At 35.5% G+C, this 23,106-nt stretch carries 16 protein-coding genes and 1 pseudogene; 14 read left to right on the top strand and 3 right to left on the bottom strand.

Annotation, left to right across the window (positions count from 1 at the left end; all coding sequences use genetic code 11):
• Nucleotides 1-131 precede the first annotated feature (131 nt).
• From aroA to COMX_RS05145, 11 genes and pseudogenes are all read left to right on the top strand, one after another.
• Nucleotides 132-1,475 carry a 3-phosphoshikimate 1-carboxyvinyltransferase gene (aroA, locus tag COMX_RS05190; RefSeq protein ID WP_034337763.1) on the top strand — a complete coding sequence of 448 codons (1,344 nt, stop codon included), beginning with the start codon at nucleotides 132-134 and terminating at the stop codon, nucleotides 1,473-1,475.
• The gene (gene cmk / locus COMX_RS05185) at nucleotides 1,472-2,107 is read left to right on the top strand and encodes a (d)CMP kinase (protein WP_034337760.1); all 636 of its coding nucleotides are present in this window, start codon (nucleotides 1,472-1,474) and stop codon (nucleotides 2,105-2,107) included. The genes aroA and cmk overlap by 4 nt, the downstream gene beginning before the upstream one ends.
• Before the next feature lie 245 nt (nucleotides 2,108-2,352).
• Nucleotides 2,353-2,511, top strand: a pseudogene (locus COMX_RS11205) (aspartate/glutamate racemase family protein); the annotation flags it as partial.
• 107 nt (nucleotides 2,512-2,618) lie between these two features.
• Entirely contained in the window at nucleotides 2,619-2,843 is a 225-nt protein-coding gene (locus COMX_RS11420; RefSeq protein WP_200867622.1) for an aspartate/glutamate racemase family protein, read from the top strand.
• 258 nt (nucleotides 2,844-3,101) lie between these two features.
• Entirely contained in the window at nucleotides 3,102-4,160 is a 1,059-nt protein-coding gene (locus COMX_RS05175; protein ID WP_034337757.1) for a beta/alpha barrel domain-containing protein, read from the top strand.
• A 259-nt stretch (nucleotides 4,161-4,419) separates the two neighbouring features.
• Complete coding sequence (gene rpsA, locus COMX_RS05170; RefSeq protein WP_034337754.1) at nucleotides 4,420-6,144, top strand: 30S ribosomal protein S1; 1,725 nt, start codon at nucleotides 4,420-4,422, stop codon at nucleotides 6,142-6,144.
• A gap of 243 nt (nucleotides 6,145-6,387) precedes the next feature.
• Complete coding sequence (locus tag COMX_RS05165; protein ID WP_034337750.1) at nucleotides 6,388-9,741, top strand: glycosyltransferase; 3,354 nt, start codon at nucleotides 6,388-6,390, stop codon at nucleotides 9,739-9,741.
• 129 nt (nucleotides 9,742-9,870) lie between these two features.
• Nucleotides 9,871-15,159, top strand: a complete 5,289-nt coding sequence (locus COMX_RS10645; RefSeq protein ID WP_051461887.1) for a glycosyltransferase — start codon at nucleotides 9,871-9,873, stop codon at nucleotides 15,157-15,159.
• A 15-nt stretch (nucleotides 15,160-15,174) separates the two neighbouring features.
• Nucleotides 15,175-16,242, top strand: a complete 1,068-nt coding sequence (locus COMX_RS05155) for a CgeB family protein (protein ID WP_371827970.1) — start codon at nucleotides 15,175-15,177, stop codon at nucleotides 16,240-16,242.
• An 80-nt stretch (nucleotides 16,243-16,322) separates the two neighbouring features.
• The gene (locus COMX_RS05150) at nucleotides 16,323-16,847 is read left to right on the top strand and encodes a GNAT family N-acetyltransferase (protein WP_034337747.1); all 525 of its coding nucleotides are present in this window, start codon (nucleotides 16,323-16,325) and stop codon (nucleotides 16,845-16,847) included.
• Nucleotides 16,848-16,857: 10 nt separating this feature from the next.
• On the top strand, nucleotides 16,858-17,238 hold the full coding sequence (locus COMX_RS05145) for a hypothetical protein (protein ID WP_034337744.1): 381 nt from the start codon (nucleotides 16,858-16,860) through the stop codon (nucleotides 17,236-17,238).
• Nucleotides 17,239-17,244: 6 nt separating this feature from the next.
• Here the strand turns inward: COMX_RS05145 and COMX_RS05140 are convergent, their stop codons facing one another.
• A complete protein-coding gene (locus COMX_RS05140; protein ID WP_034337741.1) occupies nucleotides 17,245-17,826 on the bottom strand; it encodes a YqgE/AlgH family protein in 582 nt (193 codons plus the stop codon).
• Between the two features lie 175 nt (nucleotides 17,827-18,001).
• Between COMX_RS05140 and COMX_RS05135 the strand changes: the two genes are divergently transcribed.
• The 3 genes from COMX_RS05135 to COMX_RS05125 are packed head-to-tail and all read left to right on the top strand — an operon-like array spanning nucleotide 18,002 to nucleotide 20,262.
• Nucleotides 18,002-18,763 carry an SDR family NAD(P)-dependent oxidoreductase gene (locus tag COMX_RS05135; RefSeq protein WP_034337738.1) on the top strand — a complete coding sequence of 254 codons (762 nt, stop codon included), beginning with the start codon at nucleotides 18,002-18,004 and terminating at the stop codon, nucleotides 18,761-18,763.
• 21 nt (nucleotides 18,764-18,784) lie between these two features.
• A complete protein-coding gene (locus COMX_RS05130) occupies nucleotides 18,785-19,792 on the top strand; it encodes a PPK2 family polyphosphate kinase (protein WP_084051513.1) in 1,008 nt (335 codons plus the stop codon).
• A gap of 8 nt (nucleotides 19,793-19,800) precedes the next feature.
• Nucleotides 19,801-20,262 carry a DUF3465 domain-containing protein gene (locus COMX_RS05125; RefSeq protein WP_034337735.1) on the top strand — a complete coding sequence of 154 codons (462 nt, stop codon included), beginning with the start codon at nucleotides 19,801-19,803 and terminating at the stop codon, nucleotides 20,260-20,262.
• Nucleotides 20,263-20,274: 12 nt separating this feature from the next.
• Here the strand turns inward: COMX_RS05125 and clpA are convergent, their stop codons facing one another.
• Entirely contained in the window at nucleotides 20,275-22,593 is a 2,319-nt protein-coding gene (gene clpA / locus COMX_RS05120) for an ATP-dependent Clp protease ATP-binding subunit ClpA (RefSeq protein ID WP_034337732.1), read from the bottom strand.
• Nucleotides 22,594-22,739: 146 nt separating this feature from the next.
• Nucleotides 22,740-23,102, bottom strand: coding sequence for an ATP-dependent Clp protease adaptor ClpS (locus tag COMX_RS05115; RefSeq protein WP_084051545.1), 363 nt, complete (start codon nucleotides 23,100-23,102; stop codon nucleotides 22,740-22,742).
• Nucleotides 23,103-23,106 lie beyond the last annotated feature (4 nt).

Here is a 23,106-nt window from a genome sequence, read left to right as displayed (position 1 = left end):
GTATACACAGGCGACATGCCAGTTTATAGCCCATATGTCAAACTTTAAAATGACAATTTCAATATTTCTGATAAAAGTTTTATGACGCGTAGTGAATTATTTAGCAATAATTTATTTTAGAAAGTAAAGATATGACCAATTCTTCTGCAACAAAACCACTTACTGTTTCTTTTTTACAATCGCCATTACAAGGGAAAATTAAAGTCCCTGGGGATAAGTCCATCAGCCACCGTGCATTAATGTTTGCAGCCCTTGCTACGGGGGAAAGTCATATCACAGGGTTGTTGGAAGGCGAAGATGTAATGCAAACAGCACAAGCAATGCAGGCATTAGGTGCAAAGCCACAACGTATTGCCGAGGGTGAGTGGCATGTTATCGGTAAAGGCATTGGTCAATTAACTGAACCAGAAGATGTGCTGAATATGGGAAATTCTGGGACCTCTGCACGCTTGCTGAGTGGTATCTTAGCCAGCCATGGTTTTTTAAGCATTATGACTGGTGATGGCAGCTTGCGTAAAAGACCTATGAAGCGTGTTACTGTGCCTTTGTCAGAAACAGGTGCAAGGTTTGAGACACGAGAAGGCGGTAAATTGCCTATGGCAATCATAGGAACAGCGAAAGCCAAGCCATTAGAATATTGCCTGCCTGTTGCATCTGCTCAAGTGAAATCAGCTATTTTGCTAGCAGGGTTAAATGCACATGGGATTACTTGTGTTGAAGAACCTGTTGCAACGCGTGATCATACTGAAAATATGTTAAGTCATTTTGGGGTCGAGGTTCATGTTGAGAACTTGCCCAAAGGAGGCAAAAAAATCAGTGTTAAAGGTCCAGTAACATTGACGGGAAAAGATATCAAAGTTCCAGGGGACCCTTCATCGGCTACGTTTATGTTGGTTGCGGCTGCAATGATCAAGGGATCAGATGTTTGCATTGAAAATGTTGGATTAAATCCATTACGCACTGGTGCCTTTGAAGTTTTGAAATGGATGGGTATAGATTTACAAATCTTGAATGAACGTATTGAAGGTGGGGAACCAGTTGGAGATTTAGTGATCAAAGCAGGCGAGTTAAAAGCAGTGGATGTCCCTCCTGAACATGCACCTTCTATGATTGATGAATATCCGATTCTCTCTGTTGCAGCTGCATTTGCTCATGGCAAGACAATTTTCAGAGGACTAGAAGAGTTAAGAGTTAAAGAAAGCGATCGTTTTACTAGTATCGTGGAAATGTTACGTGGTAACGGTGTACAGGTTGATATAGACGGGGATGATTTAATTATCCATGGCACTGCGGGCAATATACCTGGTGGTGGATTGGTTGCTACACATATGGATCATCGTTTGGCAATGAGTGCATCTATTCTAGGTCTGGTTGCGCAAAAGCCGGTGAAGGTTGATGATATTACTTTTATTCGTACCAGTTTCCCAAATTACTTTCCATTAATGAATGCTTTGGGGGCAAAGTTTGACATATGAGTAAGAAACTAATTATTGCAATTGATGGCTTGTCAGGGGTTGGCAAAGGCACTTTGGCCAAAGCGCTGGCAAAGCAATTATCCCTTCCATATTTGGATACGGGTTTATTATACCGTGCAGTAGGCCGAAAAATGCTGAATGCGGGTGTTGCAGTAGAAAGTGAAGCTGTTATTCATATCGCAGAGCAGTTATCCCAAAAAGATTGGAGTAGGGATGATTTACGCACACCGGAAGTTGATAAAGCGGCCAGTCAGGTTGCAGCACAGCCCAAGGTAAGGGCTGCTTTGTTAGATATGCAGCGTCACTTTGCTACGCAACAAGGGGTAGTCATGGATGGTCGTGATATCGGTACAGTGATTTTTCCCAGTGCAGATATTAAGCTCTTTGTGATTGCTTCGGCCAAGGTGCGTGCAGAGCGTCGTTGGTTACAATATACCAAAGATCCCAATGATCCTTTGAAGACAAAGCAAATTGAAAAAATTGCTGCAGAGCTTTCCGAGCGAGATGAAGCGGATGCTTCTCGTGCGATTGCGCCCCTTCGTCCAGCAGAAGATGCTAAAATCATTGATACAGATCATCTGAGTGCTGATGCGGTGCTTGCTCAAGCACTGGAAATAATACATCGTTACTAAAGAGAGTTTTTGTTGTCTTATTTTTATAATTATCATTAAATTGGATTACGATACATTATAAAAATGAGTCGACAATGAAAGTAATTGGTTTATTGGGTGGTATGAGCTGAGAGTCAACCGTAACTTATTATCAACTCATCAACCACAAAGTCAAAGAAAAGCTTGGTGGATTACACTGTGCTAAAATTTGTCTTTATAGCGTTGATTTTGGTGAGCTTTAACAACTACAACATCAAGGAAAATGGGATGAAGTGGGGGAATTACTTGCCAAAGCTGCTCGTAAAGTTGAGGCGGGTGGAGCAGAATTTTTGGTTATTCGCACCAATACAATGCATAAATTTGTAGATCAAATCCAAAGTGTGATTGCTATTCCAGTCAGTCATATTATAGATGTCACGGCTTAAAAAATATAGAATGATGCGTTAAAACTGTTGGGCTGTTAGGCACAAAATTTACAATGGAAAAAGATTTTTACAAGCCTCGTTTATTGGATAAGTTTGATATTTAAACAATTATTCCTTCCTCTTCTCCACGTGAAATCATTCACGATATTATTTATAACGAGCTTTGTTTAGGAATAATAAATTCTGCTTCTAAGAGGATATTTTTGGATATTGTTCAGGATCTACATAAACAAGGTGCAGAGGGGATTATTCTTGGTTGCACTGAAATCCCACTATTGATCCAGCAACAAGATTCAGCTTTAGGTGATAAAAAGTATCTGGTTGATATGTAATAATCAATATTTTTAAAGCAAAGTGATGACTATATAATTAATGATTACTGTTTTAATTTTCAGGAATGACTCACTTAATGAAAAATAAGTTGTAATTATGAAAGCTGAATATTCGTTGTTTCGCATCGAAGTTGATCTTATCAATGTTTTTTTAATTATTTATATTGTAAAATATAATTTTAAATCAGCTTTTCAATGTAACTTGTTAAGTATATAGTTTTTGAAAATTAAACCGTTATTTAAATAACAGGTGCGCTGATGAAAAATACAAATACTCCCTTTTATAATCCATCGTTAAGTTATGAAAATAATTACCAACAAGGTCCTTTTGGCGATTTTTCAAAGCCTCCTAAGGTAAATATCCAAGTTGCCAAACCAACACGTTTTTTGGATTTGGATGTTAATTTACCATTTGGTATACCAGCTGGCCCTTTGTTGAATGCTAATTATATCAAAGCTGCTTTTGCATATGGGTTTGATTTATGTGTTTATAAAACCGTGCGCACCAAAGCGCATAAAAGCCATGCTTTACCTAATATATTATCCATTCATCCTCAGGGGATGCTATCAGCCAACCTTGATACTGTATTAGCTGATTATCATTATCAATCCCCAATTTCAATTACCAATTCTTTTGGCGTGCCTTCTTATAGTCCTGAAATTTGGCAAGAGGATTTGGCCAATGCCGTAAATGCGGCTCAAAAGGGGCAATATGTCATTGGCAGTTTTCAAGGGACACCAGGAAATTCTGTTAATATCGAAGAGGATTATGCATTGGCTGCACGGTTGGTTGCTGAGACCGAAGTGCCTATTTTAGAGGCTAATTTAAGTTGTCCTAATGAAGGTGTAAATAAATTACTGTGTTTTGATTTTGACAGGGTTGAACGTATTGCAAAAGAAATTAAAAACAGTGTTCCAGATAGACCTTTATTTTTAAAGCTTGCTTATTTTGCTAATGATGCAGAGGTTTTACCGCTTCTTAAAAAATTAGATGGTATTGTTGATGGTTTCAGCACAATTAACACCTTATCAGCAAAGCCCGTTGATCAAGAGGGAAAACCAGCCTTGGGGGCTGACCGACCAACAGGGGGTGTTTGTGGGGATGCTATTCGTTGGGCTGGGCTTGATATGGTAAAGCGTTTAGTTAGATTACGGAATGAGTTAACCAATCATTTTGCCATTATTGGTGTTGGGGGTGTTTGTTCCGTAGAGCATTATCAAGAATATATTGATGCTGGAGCCGATGCTGTAATGAGTGCTACGGGGGCTATGTGGAACCCAAATTTAGCGTTTGATATAAAGACACAATATAGCTGAGTAATTTTAAGTTATTATCTTTAAATATTTTTAAAAATTTTACTAAGAAATGATTGAATTACTTATATTGTTTCTATATAATCCCCGATAATATTTTTTCAGAAATATTACAAGTATTACTCTCATCTGTTTTTTGAAAATTTTCAAAGAAAAGTCGTATGTTTATTTTATCGTAATTAAAGTAAAAACGCGCAAATTAAAGTTGTATAATATTAGGGCAAGTCAAGCGTTAATGTTATAGCTAGGATTATAAAAGCACATGGCTGAAGCCACACAAAACCATCAAGATCACTTTGCTGGTGAAGATTTTGCAACCCTACTTGAAGAAAGCTTGGGTCAGGATATTGGGTTCGAAGGTTCCGTTGTAACAGGAAGAATCGTTCGTTTGACGGACGATTATGCGATTGTTGACGTTGGTTTAAAAAGTGAAGGACGCGTTCCTTTAAAAGAATTCGCACCTGTTGGTGCTAAACCAGAAATTAAACCTGGTGACATGGTGGAGTTATATATTGAACGTTACGAAGATCGTGACGGTTTAATTCTACTTTCACGCGAAAAAGCACGCCGTGAAGAAGCTTGGACTGCTCTTGAAAAAGCATTCGAAAACAACCAACGTATTAACGGAACAATTTTTGGTCGTGTTAAAGGTGGATTTACAGTTGATCTTGGTGGTGCAATGGCATTTTTACCTGGATCACAAGTAGATATCCGTCCAGTACGTGACATTAACCCAATGATTGGTGTTGCTCAGCCTTTTCAAATTTTGAAAATGGATCGTGCTCGTGGAAATATCGTTGTTTCTCGTCGTGCAGTTCTTGAAGAAACACGTGCAGAACAACGTAGCGAATTAATTCAAGGTCTTAAAGAAGGCATGATTCTTGACGGTGTTGTTAAAAACATCACTGATTATGGTGCGTTCGTTGATCTTGGTGGTGTTGATGGTCTGTTGCATGTTACCGATATTGCTTGGAAACGTGTTAACCATCCTTCAGAAGCATTGCAAATTGGTCAACCAGTTCGCGTTCAAGTTATTCGCTTTAATCCAGAAACACATCGTATTTCTTTGGGTATGAAACAACTTGAAGCTGATCCTTGGGAAAATGTTGCAAGCAAATATCCTTCTGGTGCTCGTTACACGGGTCGCGTAACTAACATCACTGATTATGGTGCATTCGTTGAGTTGGAATCTGGTGTAGAAGGTCTTGTTCATATTTCTGAAATGTCATGGACAAAGAAAAACGTACATCCTGGTAAAATCGTTTCTACTTCTCAAGAAGTTGATGTGGTTGTATTAGACGTTGATAGTTCAAAACGCCGTATTTCATTGGGCTTAAAACAAGTTCAACCTAACCCTTGGGAACAATTTGCAGAAACACACAAAGTTGGTTCTGAAATTGAAGGTGAAATCCGTAATATTACAGAATTCGGCTTATTCGTTGGTTTGTCTGCTGATATTGATGGCATGGTTCATATGTCAGATTTGTCATGGGATGAAGCAGGTGAAGCTGCAATGGCCAATTATAAAAAAGGCGATGTGGTAAAAGCTAAGGTTCTTGATGTTGATGTAGAAAAAGAACGTATTTCTTTGGGTATTAAACAACTTCTAGAAGATCCTGCTGCTGATGCATTAGCTCAAGTTAACAAAGGTAGTGTTGTTACTTGTACCGTTACAGGTATTCAAGCAAATGGTGTTGACGTTAGCGTGAATGATGTTCTTGTTGGCTTTATCCGCCGTACAGAACTCTCTCGTGACAAAGCAGAGCAACGTCCAGAACGTTTTGCTGTTGGTGAACGTATTGATGCTAAAATCGTTACAGTTGACAAAGCTGCTCGTCGTTTAACTTTGACTATTAAAGGTCGTGAAGTTGAAGAAGACAAACAAGCTATTTCTGATTATGGTTCTGCTGATAGTGGAGCTTCATTGGGTGATATTCTTGGGGCTGCTATTCGTCGTCGTAATGAAAACGATACCGATGAAGAATAATTTCTATTTTAAGTAGTAACTTAATAAAAAAATAACTTAGAATGAATATAAGGCTAAGTGTTATATATAATGCTTAGCCTTTATTATGTTCAAATATATTTATAACTTAAGGCAATTAAGTAATAGCAACTATTGACTATTTAGATTATAAATACATTTATTAAACAAGTCTCAATTAAACAATTTATATTAACAAACAATAAATTGCGTTTTAAAATATCAACTGGATGATAAGATTAAATCATGGCCGTTATTTACAATACGAATTATACGCATAATTCTAACTCCTATTTAACACTTGCTGTTGCTAGAGCTGCAAAAAAACTGTGGGGAGAGGAGAATGTTGAAGTTGCTGATAATATGACTTTACTATCTATTGCAGCAACACATGAGCATGAAGTTCTTATTTGTATAGATGGCCAGCGCACTGATTTTGAGTTAATGAAGCGTTTGCGTCCCTGCTTTAAGACGATGATTTTTTGGGCATTTGAAGACCCATTTATGTTGGATTTTAATGTACATGTGACATCCAATTTTGATTATGTGTTTACAAATGATCCGAGTTGTGTAGATTCATATCAAGTTGAAGCTTATTATTTACCCTTAGGGGCGAGTACATCTATTCATTTGCGTGATGTAAAAAATACCGAAGATCTAGATTATGATATCTTTTTCGCGGGCACAATGTGGCCTAACCGTGTCGATGTTTTGCGCCGCTTACTAATCGCTTTCCCTCAAGCACGCTTTAAGTTAATTTGCCCCGGCAATGATTATTTGCCGCCTTTACCAAAAGATTTGGTTGAGCGTATTATTCCAAGGCCTGTGAGTATTGAATCATTTATTGATTTTGCAAATGCAAGCCAAGTTACTTTAACAATGTTTCGTAATTATGCCAGCCACGGGGATGTTGGGCAGGCAACGGCTCCAGGTCCACGTTTATATGAGTTGGCTTTGGCTGGAACGGCGCAGGTTGTAGAGCTTCCTACTGAGATGGATGAGAAATACCTCAAAGAATTAAAAGGTGTTTCCATTGCGCGTAATACGAATGAAGTTATTGAATCCATTGCTAAAATCTTAAATGAAAAAGGTTTAAGAAAAAAAGTAGCAACTGATACACAAAAAGTAGCTTTAAGTCAGCATTTATATCTTAATCGCTTGCAAAAAATTGCAGAAATAACAGATGCGAATTTTAAGAAAAAACATAAGCAAGATATTTTACCAGAAAGACCACTAAAACAAGGTAAATTAAGAGTTTTATTCGTAACTCATTCAACTGTTCATGAGCATGTTTGGGGTGGAATTGAAGTTTATCAACAAATACTTTCTACGACTTTAGTAAAAGATGTTGAATTTTTTTACTGGTTGCGCAGACGAGGTGCATGTTATTTAACTGATGCAAACGGTAAAGAAATTGAGCGGTTTGATATGCCTGATGTGGGCTGGCTTGATTCTATGAATGATGCTGGCGAGGAAATGGCATTCTCAAGTGTTATAAATCAATACGGGTTCGATATAGTTCATATTCAGCATTTGGGGCATCATACATTATCCTTGCCTATTATAGCCAAAGCCTGTGGCGTTGGTGTCGTTTTCTCATTTCATGACTTTTTAGCAGTTTGTTCCCATTATAATTTACTGAATTACGAGCAACGTTATTGTGAAATTGATAAAAAAAATATAGGTGCATGTGATATTTGCTTAAAGACGTCAGAGAAACTTGAGTTTGGTGTTCAACAAACAAGACGTGCTTTTGTCGCAAAAATTATGAAAAATGTTGATGTTTGTTTATACGGAACTGAGCATTCATATGAGTTAGCACGTAAAATTTATCCAGTTTTGAATGCAAAACAAAATTATATTTTAGGCATTCCTTCTCCTGATACTACAATCCCTTTGAGAAAGAAAAAATATGAGCCACTAAATGGTAGAAAACTAAAAATTGCGACGGTTGGTAATTTTATTCGCTCTAAGGGTGCGGATACTATTCTTTCAATTTTACAATCGGCCAATCCTGATTTGTATGAGTTTCATATTTTTGGATATATGCAGCCCGACTATGAAAACGTTTTGAAAGAAATGAAAAAAGAGAACGTCGTATTACATGGTGCATATGGTTTAGGTGAAGTTGCAGCATTACAAGTTGCTGATGTGGCGATGACGCTTTCTATATGGCCGGAAACATACTGTATTTCTTTGTCAGAGGCATGGCAAAATGGTTTAATACCTATTGTTACGGATGTTGGTGCGTTGGGTGATCGCATCACTGATGGTGTGAATGGTTTTAAAGTTAAGATAGGCGCTGTTAATGAAGTAATTGATCGTTTAGAGCTTATTCGTTCTGATGAAAAATTACGTCAACAGATGATGGAAAATATAGTGCCAGATTTATGGGTAACTGCGCTAGACTATTCTAAAGAATTGTTGACTATTTACGAGAAAATTACTCCTTATGATAAATTAGGCATGAGTAATTTAAAATGGGATATTGGTCGCCTTCATTATTTACCACATGTTTCATGGAAAGACCAAGCGCCACCACGTCATATTTTTGATCCACCAATAGGAAATGACCTGCATGTTGAATTGCCTCAAACAGTTGATGATTGGGCTGTAGTTCAAGGTGCACATTATTATTTAGATGATATTTGTTATCATATTTTGAATGTAGATGATATTAATAGTTTTAAACCTGCAAATGAATTTCATATTCGAGGATGGTTTATTTTTCCAGAGCTTTCGAATGCTGGTACTTTATATACGGTACTAATTCAAAAGGATGGTGATTTGACTATATTTTTGGAATGCCAACGTGAAAATCGTGGAGATGTTGCACAAACATTTGCTAACGCACCTATTCGTAATGGTTTTTCAGGGACTGCTGCATTAAGAGGAAAATGGTGTGAAGGTCGCTTTAGAATAGGGTTGATCAATATCGTTAACGGTTCTGCTGCGTTTCAACTGACAACAAATGAAATTGATGTTAGTGAAGGGCAAGTAAAATCAATTCATAATGTGGCTCATAGTAATCAAGATATTTTGGATGATTTCTTTCGTATTATTGAAAAAGATGGATTAATGCGAGGGATTAAATTGAATGCATTTGTAGAAAAAAATATTCACGCTCAACGTTTTGGAGAGTTAGAGTATTGTATTGAGTATTTGACAGGCTTTATTCAAGATGATGAAGAAGTTATAGATAATGACAAGGGTTTATTAAAAATTTCGGGATGGGCATTTAATCGTAATAATTTAATGGCTGGTCGGATGTATATAGCATTTATTAACGAACAAAATGATGATTGTTTTGTCGTTGGTACATCAAGATTTATGCGACCAGAGACCTCAGAATATTTTCAATCTGCGCCATTAAATAATGGTTTTGTTTCTAAAATAGATCTGAAGCAAGGTTGTTTTTCTACGGTAAATGGGCATTATCACCTTTATTTAGTTAATGTTATACAGAATGAATATAAAGTTGCACAAACAAATATAATCATGCACATCGTTGACAACACAGTTGAGGATATAGCAGATAGTATTTTAACAGATGATGTGATCACCAAAAGTATTCAGCTGATTGATAGAAAATTTAAATAATTCGTAATTTTATAATTTATTAAATGATATCTGATTATATTTTATATTAAATAAAATGTAAGAAAATAAGGGTAATCTGGCTTGCAGTTATGTAAGTCAGATTATTCTACATAATGATTGAAGAGTAATATGAATCAAATAGAACGATCAAATATAAAATGGATGCAGTTTGATACTGAATGGTACTGTAAACGTTATTCTTCTGTTAATCCAATAGTTCAAGATATTTACGGAGGGGATATTCATTTATATTATCGAGAAAAAGGGAGAAAAGTTGGTCATTCACCTAATCCTTATTTTGATGAAAAATGGTATCTCTTACGCTATCCTCTGATTGCTAAGGCTGTTCGAGAAAATCAATTTCAGTCAGGTTTTGATCATTATTGTCAAGAAGGTTTTCAAAGTCATTCACCGCATTGGTTATTTGATGAAAATTTTTATAACCAAGCATATCAAGAGCAAACTAATAACTTTTCTGGTTATAAAAATGGTTATGATCATTATTTGAGTGAGGGGGATCAGTCTTTATATTCAGGAAGCCTTTTATTTAATCCTAGGCTTTATTTGTTACAAGGAATTAATAAAGAAATAGTAAATGAGCAGGGAGGTCCCTATCAATTTTTTTTAAAAACATTAGTTCTAAAAGATAAAAAGTTCAAAACTTCTTGGTTGTTTGATGAAGAATGGTATTTGCAAAATTATCCTGAAGTTAAAGTTTTAATATCTCGTAATTTGTATTTAAACGGGCTGCACCACTACCTATCAAATGAGACACCTTCATTTTTCTCTCCATTAATCGATTTTTCAGAGGAATTTTATTGCAAACAATATCCTGATGTTGCCTCTTCTATTGGTGTTGATAAGGCATTTAGAAGTGGGTTTATCCATTTTATTCTATATGGTTTTCAAGAAGGAAGAAAACCTAATGAAACATTAGATCTTGAGCAATTTAAAAAACAAGAAGATATTGTTGAAGTTGTATCTAGTCATCTATTTTATAATGCGTTTGAATATTGGGTTGCACAGCGTCAGTCATTATTATTTGAGAAGTTTTATGAAACCTATAAACTAGATTATAATCTTCATATTTCTGAGAAGACCGAAATATCACAAGATAAGACGAGCCTTGTTGATGCTGAGATAATATCAGATGATCAAGACTTAGAACGGCTTGATTTGGATGTTAAACAAGATGATCTTGAACATACTCATATCAAAGAAAATCTAGATACTAAAACGTTAAATGAAGAACAAGTGAATGTTAAACCACAAGTTTCAGAAGTTAAAATTGATAATGAGGAAGAGGTTCTATCATTTACTGTAAAGGAAGATCCTTCTTTATTCTTGGTGGATCCACCCAAGAAAGAAATTAAATTTGTTGCGCATCATACAGAAACTTCTAAAGCAAAAAATGATGTAGATGCTATTCAAGTTACTAAAGAGAAATCAGAGATAATTGCTGTTAGTTCTAATCACGCTTTTTGGAAAGATTTTGATGAAGAGTGGTACACTCGCATATATAAAGATGTAACTTCTCAAATGAAAGCATTAGAACTAGATAGCGTTGAAGAATATTATAATGCGTTTGGATGTCATGCGGGTCATTCTCCAAATCCATATTTTGATGAGCAATGGTATCTCGAAACTTACTTAGATGTTAAAGAAGCCGTAGAAAAACGCCAATATATTTCTGGATTTGATCATTATTGTAAACAGGGATATTTGACAAATTCCCCGCATTGGCTATTTTCTGAGGCTTATTATAAAAAGATAAACACCGGGTTAACAGATAAAGTCCTTGCAGAAAGTGGCTTTGTTAATGGGTATGATCATTATTTGAAAGCTGGAGATAAAGAAGGGCTGAGCGGAAGCTTGTTTTTCGATCCAGAATTTTTCATAGGTCATTATAATAAACCAATTCAATATAATATGGGAATTTATTCGTATTATTTAAAGCATATCGATAGCATTGATGGTTTGATAAGAACATCTTGGTATTTTGATCCTGTGTGGTATTCTCAGACATATCATGATGTTCAATTATTGATACAAGAGCAAAAATTTATTAATTTATTACATCATTATTTAACGAATGATATTCCAAAAAAATATTCACCATTACTTTGGTTCGATGAAGAATTCTACGTTTCTGAATATGCGGATTTATTGGTAGATCAAAATAAGATTGAATTATATAGAAATGGTTATGCTCATTTCATAGATAAAGGGATCGCTTTATTACTACAACCATCAATGTATGTAAATTTAGGAGCGTATTCCCTTAAAAAAGACGTAGTACATGATATGAAGGAAGGACTATACCCTAATATTTATGTGCATTGGTTGTCTAATCATATTGATATTCAGCATATTGATGATTTAAAACAAGAAGATACTGAAACTTATAAAGTTATTAGTGATATTCTTGAGGATAATAACGCTTATCAAGGTGCTGTGTGGGCACAGTTTGATGAAGAGTGGTATTTAACAATGTATCCTGATGTTTCAGAAAAAATGGAAATCTGTGGTATTGAGACCGTCCAAGAGTATTATGAACAAATTGGTGCCTTTTTAGGACAATCCCCCAATCCTTATTTTGATGAAGAATGGTATCTTAATCACGATGAAGCTATAAAAAAAACGATCAAAAGAGGAAAATTCAAAACAGGTTTTGAGCATTATTGTCAAATAGGATATAAGAAATATCAGCCTCATTGGCTTTTTTCTTCTGAATATTATTTATATCATAACCCTCAATTTACTTTTGAAATTAATAATTCGAAAGAGTATATCAATGCTTACGATCATTATCTAAAAAAAGGTGATGCATTACGTAAATCAGGTTCTCTTTTCTTTGATCCTTTGGTTTATGAGCGTCATTGCTACGAAAGTGGCAATGTAGAGAAAACTTTTTTTCCATATCGTAATTATTTATTGAATATCAGTAAAGCAGATCTCAGGGCTACTGTTTCTTTATATTTTGATACAAGATGGTATCTAGACAGATACCCTCAAGTGTTGGAAAAGATAAAAGCAGGAGAATTGACAAGTCCTTTACAGCATTATTTTATGAATTCTACACCAACGTTATTTGATCCTTTACCTTGGTTTTCTGAACGATTTTACATAGAGACTTATCCTGATTTAGCAGGTGCCATTTTGCAAGATGGTAGTGGCTTTTTTCGTAATGGGTATGAACATTTTATTTTGCACGGTACTTTTGAGTTTAGGAATCCCTATCCTGATGTTCATTTAAGAGAATATTTCTTATCAGGTTCAGTTCGAGAAGATATTGAGAACAAGCTTTATCGAGATGCATTTGCACATTGGATTTTTAATAAGCGTTTAGAGACATGGATTAATACTCTTCCAGAAGATTCTCATTATCGTTTAAATAATAAAACTATTGAATCTAGAGAATATTTTCGTAAAAAAGCACATTTTATATTACCTACAGTAGCACATCAAAAGCTGGATTTTTCTTATGAAGGAAAACCAGATATTAGTGTGATTATGTTGGTTAAAAATCAGCTGGCTGTTACATTGACGGCATTAGCTTCTTTACGGACAAATTACAAAGGAAAAATTCAGCTTTTAATAGGGGATAACTATTCAACTGATGATACGCGGTTTATGCAAAATTCTTTGATAGGTGCCCATATTACTCGTTTTGCTTATAATTTTGGATATGGCAGGGCATGTAATTATTTGATTGAACAAGTTGATGCTCCAATAACTGTATTCTTAAATAATGATATTTATTTATATCCCAGTGCGATTGACGTTTTATGCCAATATTTAGTGTCAAAATCAGATATTGGTGCTGTTGGTGGTAAAATTATTCATCCGGATGGTAATTTACAAGAAGCAGGTTCAATTATTTGGCGAGATGGAACGACGACGGGATATCTACGTGGAAACGACCCATCGATTGCAGAAGCAAATTTCGTCCGTGATGTTGATTATTGTTCAACGGCAATGATGGCGGTAAGAACAATTTTATTACAACAACTCAAAGGGTTTTCGCCTATTTATTATCCCGCTTATTTCGAGGATACTGATTTATGTGTTCGGATTATTAAGGCAGGGTATCGCGTTGTTTATCATCCTGATGCTGTTGTAGAGCATATGGAATATGCGTCAAGTGATCCGATTGTGTCTAGTGGGCTGATTCGTCGTAATCATCAAAAATTTGTTCAAGAACATACAGAATTTTTGCGTTTTCAGCATCCTCGGCACTCAGATAATATAACGATTGCAAGACAACGTGAAGGTGAAGGTAAACGAATTTTATTTGTGGAGGATCGTGTTCCACTTCGTCGTTTGGGTTCTGGCTATGTTCGTTCTAATGATATTATTCATCAAATGGCAAAATTAGGCTATCAGGTAACTGTTTACCCAATTAATAATAATTTTCCACATCTTTATCAAATCTATTCTGATCTTCCAGAAACAGTAGAAATCTTATTTAATAAGACTATTGATAATATTCGTGATTTCTTTTTAGAACGTGCAGGATATTATGATGCAATTTGGATTGGACGTACTCATAATTTACATCGAATTTTACCGATGATGGGTGAAGCTAATCGATATTTACCTCAAGATTGTCTAGTTTTAGATACAGAAGTAATAGCAGCGCCTAGAACTATATTGCGCAAACAAATTCTGGGTCTGGAAACTGACGAAGATGAAACATTACAAGATGCTTTGGAAGTTGAATTGTCTTGTGCACGACATTGCCAAACAATGATTACTGTCAATCAAATCGATGCTGATTATGCAAAAGAGGCAGGGTTCAATCAGGTCTCAATTTTGGGTCATATGGTGCATATTAGGGCAACACCTAAGGCATGGGAAGATCGCAAGGGTATATTGTTTGTAGGTGCTTTGCATGATGATATGTCACCTAATTTTGACAGTTTGCAATGGTTTGCTAGTGCAGTTTTGCCAATTTTAGTTGAAAAAATGGGAGATGAATTTACATTAACAATTGCTGGTTATGTACATCCATCTGTTGATATGTCTATATTTGCAAAATATCCACAAGTAAAACTATTGGGTCCTGTTGAGGATTTAACAGAGTTGTATAATAACCATCGTGTATATATAGCGCCAACGCGCTTTGCGGGGGGAATTCCTTATAAACTGCATGAAGCAGCTTCTTTTGGTATTCCAATCGTAGCAACAGAGTTGTTGGTTCATCAATTAGGATGGAATGACGATAAAGATATTCTAGCAGCATCGATTGATAACCCAGAATTTTTTGCATCACAAATTATACGTCTTTATCAAGAGAAAAAATTATGGAATAAGCTGCGAAAGAATGCTTTGACACGTATTGATACAGAATGTAACGAGCAGAGATTTAGAGACACTCTTCAACAAATTTTAACACAAGTAACTTCTCATACATAGGGAATGGGCAAAAAAATGGCAGTAAAAACGACAAGAAAAAAAACTCCAACACAAACAAAGGCGAGTAGCACGACAATCAAAGAAACGGCTACTATCAAAGTAACCAATGATAAAATGAGTGGCAAAATCATGGTTTGTAGTGGTGGTCGTTATGAATCTCAGGCCAATGCTCAAATTCGCGAAGCAATTATGTCTGGGTGGGAAAATGTTTTTGGTGAAGGAAATGTAATTTCTACGAATATCGCAGGCGCGGCAGCAGCGATTGAGTATATTAAACCTAAAATTGTTTTCTCAATTGGGTCTTATTTGCCAGAAAGTACATATTTTGGAGAAGTCTGTCAAAAAGCCAAAGAAGTTGGAGCAATAACGATTTTTTGGGCTACAGAAGATCCTTATGAGCAAGATGCAAATTATCGCATTATTGATGATTTTGATGTAATTTTATCATGCGATCGTTGGGGGGTTAATTTTTATGAGCATCCTCATGTACATTTTTTACCATTAGCAGCGTGTGAGAAATTACATTATCGTCCTTTGGACGAGACAATGGAAAAAAATATTGATGTTATGTTTTGTGGTGTTGCTTTTGGCAGTCGTAAAGACGTTATGCGCAGTATCAGACCAGCATTATCAGATTTAAATATTAAAATTGTTGGACCTGGATGGGGTGAATTTGGAATTGGTTTTTCTGATGCCCGAATTGAAAAAGATCAGTTGGTTGAATTATATCAACGCTCCAAGATTGTTCTGAATTTAGGCCGTAGCTTACATTTTGAAAATAAACGTTTTATTATCATGCCTTCTAATCCTGGCCCAAGAACGTTTGAAGCAGCAGCAGCAGGCGCAATGCAGTTATTTCATGAAGATAACTATGCCATTCATGATTTTTATGAACGTGATGAATTGCCGGTTTTCTCAACACGTTATGATTTTCAACAATTGTTGGATAAATATTTAAATGATCCAGAATTAATTCTTGATACTGCTAAAAAGGCTCAGGCACGAACATTAAAAGATCATACTTATACCAAGCGTATTGAAACCGTACTACAGATTTTGAAACAGGATGGTTTCTTGTCATAAGTGAGTAGTAATATTCATGGAAATATAGAAGGCATGTTTTTTAAAAGCATGCCTTTTTTAATAATTTAGGGGCTTACTTAATGATTATAGAGAAAGTAACGAGAGATAAAATAGGTGATTTACAACAAGTTGCTAGAAAAAGTTTCTTTGATACATTTGTGGAATTTAATACCCAAGAAGATATGAATGCTTATTTGCAGAATAATTTGTCTGTTGAACAATTAACGAAAGAGCTTATGCATCCTCAATCAGATTTTTTTATAGTAAAATATGATCAGGATTATGTTGGATATATTAAATTAAATTATGGAACGGCTCAGAATGAGTTCCAAGAAGATAATGCTCTTGAAATTGAGAGATTATACGTACTGCAACAATATCATAGAAAACAAATAGGACAGAGTTTGTTTAATTATGCTTTGGAAATTGCACATAAAAAATCTGTTGATTATGTGTGGTTAGGGGTTTGGGAGAAAAATCTAAAAGCAATTTCTTTTTATCAAAAGAATGGATTGACTGCTTTTGACAAGCATGAGTTTATATTAGGGAAAGATATACAAACAGATATTTTAATGCGTAAATATATTACTATTTCTTCTGAATGAGATGCTTAGAATGGCTAAACCTCTTAAACCTAATTTAAATTATGATTTATTAATAAAAAATACAGAGCGATTAGAGGATTTGTTAACTACATATAAAGACGGTGAATATGGTCTTAAAGCATTATACGAAATATTACAGCCATTATTCCAGCGAGTATATGAAAGGCAAGTAGAGAAAATTTTTGATGGTAAATCTTCAGTAAATGCTATTCTGAGTTGCGCTGGTTATCAAATTTCTGATTCAGGATATGATCGTTATTATCCTGATTTGAGAAATCTTTACTCTGATTTTTATTGGGAGGTCCAAGGTTTAGGGATACACTCAGATAGAAAGCCAGGTCATTTTCATATAAATAGTATAGAAACTGAAAATTTAAGATCTGGCGGTTGATATTTGTTATGACTTGCCAACAAAATAAGATAATTTACCAGGATCGATAGAAATGGCGTGTAAAGCGTTGCGCCATTTTTGTGTGTAATGGGGACTGAATAAAAGATATTCATCACAAGGTGCAATATGCCAAATACTATTTTTTAACTCTTCTTCTATTTGCCCAGGGGCCCAATTTGCATGCCCTAATGCAAGCAATGCATGTTTAGGGCCTTTTCCCATCGCAAGATCACGCAAAACATCAAGACTGGCGTTCAGCATAACCTTATCTGTAACAGGAATACATCCATTCGTTTCCCAATCAGTTGAATGCAGGACTAATCCATGGGCATTTTCAATAGGTCCTCCAGCACTGACAGAGAATTGTGCTTGTTGTGGAATAGGTGGAATACCCAATTGTTGCAATAACTCTTCGGGAGTTGGTTTTGTAAGGTGACGATTGACAATAATTCCCATAGCCCCTTCTTGAGGAGAGTAAGCACAAATAAAGATTACTGTTTGTGCAAAAGGAGGCGTTGTAATAAAGGGGCTGGCAATTAAGATATAACCAGCAAGACCATTGGTAAGATCAGAGAAATGCAAAATCATTTACCTTTTGACATAAGGAACTAAACACTATGAGTTTATTTTATGAGAATAATGAAGCTTTTTAAAGGTTATAATTGAAATATATTTTTAAACTATCAAAATTAATTTACTATAATTGCGTATCAATATGATTTTATAATGGTACAAATAGTTTATTATTTCAAGGAAACAATTTATGACGCATAAAGGGATTGCGCTGGTAACGGGTGCCTCTGCTGGTTTCGGTAAGGCAATCACTTATCAATTGGTTCAAGATGGCTATAAAATTATTGCAGTTGCGAGGCGTAAAGAAAAATTAGAACAACTTTCTCATGATTTTCCAGATCAGATTTATCCTGTTGTGATGGATATGACGGATACTCGTAATATGGAAACCACTATTCATACACTTCCCCCAGAATGGCAAGAGATTGATGTTTTGGTCAATAATGCAGGTTTGGCTTTGGGAGTAGATCGTATTCCTAATATATCTTTGTCCAATTGGGATCAAATGATCAAAACCAATGTAATTGGGTTAATTCATTTGACACAGATTATAATAGGTGGAATGCTGGACAGAAAGAAGGGACATATTATTTCTCTTGGCAGTATTGCAGGGACTTATCCATATCCTGGTGGAAATGTTTATGGAGCAACTAAGGCCTTTGTTGCTCAGTTTATGCTTAATTTAAAAACCGACTTGATCGGTACACCTATTCGCGTAACAAATATTGAACCTGGACTGTGTGGAGGGACTGAATTTAGTGATATTAGGTTAAAAGATCATGAAAAAGCACAAGCAGTATATGAAGGAACAACACCTTTAACAGCAGATGATATTGCCAAAACGATCAGTTGGGTTGTTGGGTTGCCTGCTCATGTAAATATAAACCGAATTGAAATGATGCCAGTATGCCAAGCACCTGCAGGTGTTGCGGTATTCAAAAGTATTAAATAAATAACTTATTGGAGAACAAATATGATTGATAAATCTATTCGCGAGATATTAAGAACAAAATATCGCGTTGAAAATGGTAAAAAATTTAAACTTACTGATTTTGATCCTGCTGATACAGCTGGCTTGTCCTTAACCAAAAAAGAAGCCAAAAAAGCGCTCAGAAAGCGTGTTAAACGTCTCTGTGAATTGCAAGAGCTATTATATGCCAATGCTCAACGCACATTAATTGTTGCTTTGCAGGGGATGGATACATCAGGCAAAGATGGAACAATTAAACATGTAACGTCTGGTATTAATCCTCAAGGTATTTCTGTGGCATCATTTAAGCAACCTGGACCAGTGGAGTTATCTCATGATTATTTATGGCGTGTCCATATGGCAGTCCCGGCTAAGGGTAAAATTGGTATTTTTAATCGTAGCCATTATGAAGAAGTTTTGGTTACAAAAATACATCCAGATGTCTTAGAAAAACAAAACCTACCTAAAGAAATTATGAAGGATAAAAAATTCTGGCAGCATCGCTATGAAGATATTTGTAATTGCGAGACTTACCTTGATCGCCAAGGTTACAAATTTGTCAAGATTTTCCTAAATATTTCCAAAGAAGAACAGCGTTTACGGCTTTTATCCCGTTTGGATCTAACTGAAAAGCAATGGAAGTTCTCTCCAAGTGATCCAAAAGAAAGAAATTTCTGGGATCAATATCAAGATGCTTATCAAGAAGCTATTGCGACCACGGCAACAACTGAGGCGCCTTGGTTTGTGGTACCTGCGAATAATAAGTGGTTTACCCGTCTTGTGGTTGTTGAGTTAATGATTGCAGAGCTTGAAAAGTTTGAGATGGTTGCTCCCAAACCTAATCCTGAAGTGCTAGCCTCTTTGAATTTGTTAAAGAAAGAGTTGGGTGGGGTTCCTGATCATCAAGAGCTTGAGAAAGAATTAGAAGTCAAAAAAATTAATGAGCTTAAGGAGATAGAAAAAAAGATACAAATGGAAAAAGAGAAATTAAAAAGTAAAAAGATTAAATAACGAAGAAAATGTATATTCGCAAATTTTTGAACCTTATTTTTGTTTGTATTTGCACTTTTGCCAATGTAGCCGCATTGGCAAAAGATTATGCGGCCTCTTGTGATAATAGAGGCTTTTTACAAGCACAGCAGAATTTTGAAAATAAAAGCGATTATTCAAAAGCTGATGTGCCCGTGCATATCTGTGGAACAGTTTTGGCTATTTCAGCGTCACGTTTTACACGTAGTGGTAAACATGGATATTTTTATTTGAACATCGGTTCTGGTGTTTCAATTCGTATTGTCAGTAATCTTGATGAGATGCATGCACCCCTTTGGCCTTGGGTAAAAAAAGGCGATTATGTAGAGGTTGCAGGGCGTTATTATTATGATAACCCTAGGCGTCAAGGGGTTGATTGGACGCATAAAGGAACCAGTCGTAAATGGCCATATCCAGGATATGTCAAAGTTCATGGTATCAAATACGACTAGTTCACTAATTATTTATGAAGATTCCAAAGCAGCTTTTTTCTGAGCTTTACGTTTTTTTGGTAAAGAGTTAGGTTTATATTCAAAAGATAATTGATCATTATGTGTTTGAATATGGGCTTCTCCACCATTCATTAACTGACCGAATAAGATCTCTTCGGCTAAAATTTTACTGATATTATCCTGAATAATTCTATTTAAAGGCCTAGCACCGTAAACAGGATCATATCCGTGTTTTATTAACCATTCTTTTGCACTGTGGGATAAAGTTAAAATAACTTTTTGCTCATTTAATCTATCTTGAAGTTCTTGAATGAATTTATTAACAACTTTGGCAATTGTTAGTTTAGAAAGAGCAGAGAATGGAACAATTGCGTCTAAACGGTTTCTAAACTCAGGCGAGAATGTTTCTTTGATAGCTTCATTATTATCAATATTAACGTGGTTATTTATAAAGCCAATTGAGGGTTTACCGAACTCGGCTGCACCAGCATTTGTCGTCATAATAATAATCGCATTTCTAAAGTTAACGAGCTTACCATTATGATCAGTCAATGTGCCATGATCCATCACTTGCAGTAAGATATTATAGATATCTGTATGTGCTTTTTCAATTTCATCAAGTAATAAAACACAATGAGGATGTTGATCTACAAAATCGGTCAGCAACCCACCTTGGTCAAACCCAACATAACCAGGGGGTGCACCGATAAGTCTGGAAACAGAATGTTTTTCCATATATTCAGACATATCAAAGCGAATAAGTTGTATCCCAAGGACTTGTGCAAGTTGACGTGCAACTTCGGTTTTTCCAACCCCAGTTGATCCACAAAATAAATAACTGCCGATTGGCTTTTCAGAAGAGCGCAGCCCTGCTCGGGACATTTTAATCGCAGAGGTTAATATGTCGATAGCCTGATCTTGTCCAAAAATTGCCTTTTTAAGTTTACCCTCAACTTGTTTTAAGGATTTTTTATCATCTGAAGAAACAGTTTTTTCTGGAATTCTAGCAAGCTTGGCAATTGTTTTTTCGATATCAATAATATTGATCGTTTTTTTCCTTTTGCCATCAGGAAGTAAAGCCTGGATAGCACCAACCTCATCGATAATGTCAAGAGCTTTATCAGGAAGTTTACGGTCATGAATATATTTTACTGATAAAGCAACGGCTGTTTTAATGGCTTCTTTAGTATAAGAAACATTATGATGTTTTTCATAATTTTCTTTCAAACCCAACAAGATTTGGAAAGTTTCTTCGGCAGAAGGCTCTACAACATCAATCTTTTGAAAACGTCTGACTAAGGCGTGATCTTTTTCAATATGCTGACGATATTCTTTATAAGTAGTTGAACCTATACAACGTAAGCTGCCATCCGCCAGAGCAGGTTTTAATAAATTAGAAGCATCTAAAGATCCATTGGATGTAGATCCAGCACCAACTATTGTGTGTATTTCATCAATGAAAAGGATTGCTTTATCTTCGTTTTGCAAAGCTTGAACGATGGCTTTTAATCGTTCTTCAAAGTCTCCTCTATAGCGTGTTCCTGCCATCAAAACTCCCATATCAAGGGCGTATATTGTACTTTTTTGTAAAATAGCAGGAATAGTTTTATTCACTATTTTTAAGGCTAATCCTTCAATTATTGCTGTTTTGCCAACGCCAGGGTCGCCAACCAATAATGGATTATTTTTGGTACGACGACATAAAATTTGAATTGTGCGTTCAACTTCTGCATCTCGGCCAATCAGAGGATCAATAAGACCCGATGCAGCCTTTTCATTGAGATTAACACAATATAGATGAAGGGGGTTTTCATTATTTTGATTGGGCTCTTTATGCTCTTCTAAAAAGAAATCTTCCAAATCATCATTTTCTTCGCCTGCATAATGATGCATTGGGGGGGCTTTGTTGATTTTATGAGCAATAAAATTAAGAACATCCAGTTTTGTAAGATGTTGAGTTTGTAAAAAATAAATAGCGTGGCTTTCGTGTTCCGAAAACAGCGCGACAATCACATTGGCAGCAGTGACTTCTTGTGTTTCGCTGGATTGAACGTGAATGCTGGCACGTTGTATTACGCGCTGAAAAGCCGTTGTGGGTTTGGGTTGGGTATCTATGTTCGTTGTTAAGATTGATAAATCATTTTGTACAAAATATTGAATATCATGACGCAATTGTTGAATATTAATACGACACGCATCAAAAATAACCAAAGCATCAGGATCTTCTGTTAATCCAAATAACAGATGTTCTAATGTTGCATACTCATGGTGATATTTCCCAGCTAATTCAAAAGCCCGGCGCAGGGAATGCTCTAAATTATTGGATAACACAATATTAGTACCTTTTATAACTACAAAATGCTTGAAGATTGATTGTATTGCAAGAAAGTTATTTTTCAAACACTATTTTCTATATAGATGCACTGTCTGTGCCTTCAAAGCTATTTTTTATTAATAATCAAATAGATAACGTCTAATTATTCTTTTTCAAGGATGCATTGTAAAGGATATTGATACTTTGTTGCTAATTCTATCGTTTCTTTTTTTTTCGTTTCGGCGATCTCGTATGTGAACGCTCCACAAACACTAAAGCCTGTATTGTGAATCTGGAACATAATTTTTGTGGCTTCTTCATTATTTTTTTGAAAAATAGTTTCTAAGACATAAACAACAAAATCCATTGGCGTATAGTCATCATTCAACATAATAATTTTATACAAGGGGGGTTTTTGTATTTGTGCAGATGTAAGGATATTTGTTTCTTCAAGAGTTTGAGAATCGGCATCATTAAAAACAGCGCAAAAGCAAATATGTGTATATAGAGATGAAAAAACAGACATATTA

The sequence above is a fragment of the Commensalibacter papalotli (ex Servin-Garciduenas et al. 2014) genome, from assembly GCF_000527695.1.
GTDB lineage: Bacteria > Pseudomonadota > Alphaproteobacteria > Acetobacterales > Acetobacteraceae > Commensalibacter > Commensalibacter papalotli.
The sequence above is the reverse complement of the archived record's forward strand: the minus strand, read 5'-3'. Positions and strand labels throughout refer to the sequence as shown.

What these genes read in the sequence shown, in the direction of transcription:
- COMX_RS05175 (WP_034337757.1), top strand. Translation starts at nt 3,102, where the DNA reads ATGAAAAATACAAATACTCCCTTTTATAATCCATCGTTAAGTTATGAA.
- COMX_RS05165 (WP_034337750.1), top strand. Translation starts at nt 6,388, where the DNA reads ATGGCCGTTATTTACAATACGAATTATACGCATAATTCTAACTCCTAT.
- COMX_RS05115 (WP_084051545.1), bottom strand. Translation starts at nt 23,102, where the DNA reads ATGTCTGTTTTTTCATCTCTATATACACATATTTGCTTTTGCGCTGTT.
- rpsA (WP_034337754.1), top strand. Translation starts at nt 4,420, where the DNA reads ATGGCTGAAGCCACACAAAACCATCAAGATCACTTTGCTGGTGAAGAT.
- COMX_RS05155 (WP_371827970.1), top strand. Translation starts at nt 15,175, where the DNA reads ATGGCAGTAAAAACGACAAGAAAAAAAACTCCAACACAAACAAAGGCG.
- COMX_RS05130 (WP_084051513.1), top strand. Translation starts at nt 18,785, where the DNA reads ATGATTGATAAATCTATTCGCGAGATATTAAGAACAAAATATCGCGTT.
- COMX_RS05135 (WP_034337738.1), top strand. Translation starts at nt 18,002, where the DNA reads ATGACGCATAAAGGGATTGCGCTGGTAACGGGTGCCTCTGCTGGTTTC.
- cmk (WP_034337760.1), top strand. Translation starts at nt 1,472, where the DNA reads ATGAGTAAGAAACTAATTATTGCAATTGATGGCTTGTCAGGGGTTGGC.
- COMX_RS05150 (WP_034337747.1), top strand. Translation starts at nt 16,323, where the DNA reads ATGATTATAGAGAAAGTAACGAGAGATAAAATAGGTGATTTACAACAA.
- COMX_RS05145 (WP_034337744.1), top strand. Translation starts at nt 16,858, where the DNA reads ATGGCTAAACCTCTTAAACCTAATTTAAATTATGATTTATTAATAAAA.
- COMX_RS05140 (WP_034337741.1), bottom strand. Translation starts at nt 17,826, where the DNA reads ATGATTTTGCATTTCTCTGATCTTACCAATGGTCTTGCTGGTTATATC.
- COMX_RS10645 (WP_051461887.1), top strand. Translation starts at nt 9,871, where the DNA reads ATGAATCAAATAGAACGATCAAATATAAAATGGATGCAGTTTGATACT.
- COMX_RS05125 (WP_034337735.1), top strand. Translation starts at nt 19,801, where the DNA reads ATGTATATTCGCAAATTTTTGAACCTTATTTTTGTTTGTATTTGCACT.
- aroA (WP_034337763.1), top strand. Translation starts at nt 132, where the DNA reads ATGACCAATTCTTCTGCAACAAAACCACTTACTGTTTCTTTTTTACAA.